Raw genomic sequence first — 220 nt, forward strand, 5'->3', positions numbered from 1 at the left:
GTGAGACGAGCGGGGAGACGGAACCGGACGGGCGTAAGACGAAGGGGGGGCGGAGCGGACAGACGAGCGAAACCGATCCGGGCGCGCGAAGGCGCGAAAACGCCTGTGACGGATGCGGAGAGATCGTACCCGGGGACCACGTCTACTGCCCAAATTGTGGAGAAAAGCAGTCGCACAGAGCGTTCTGCGAGTGCGGTGACGAGCTCCGAACCGACTGGGC

General features: G+C 65.0%; 1 pseudogene. It reads left to right on the forward strand.

Going from position 1 to position 220, the window contains the following annotated elements:
- Positions 1-220: pseudogene (locus EXE44_RS22250) on the forward strand (CopG family transcriptional regulator); the annotation flags it as partial.

Origin of the sequence: Halorubrum sp. SS7, from assembly GCF_005435055.1 — an archaeon.
Lineage (GTDB): Archaea > Halobacteriota > Halobacteria > Halobacteriales > Haloferacaceae > Halorubrum > Halorubrum salinarum.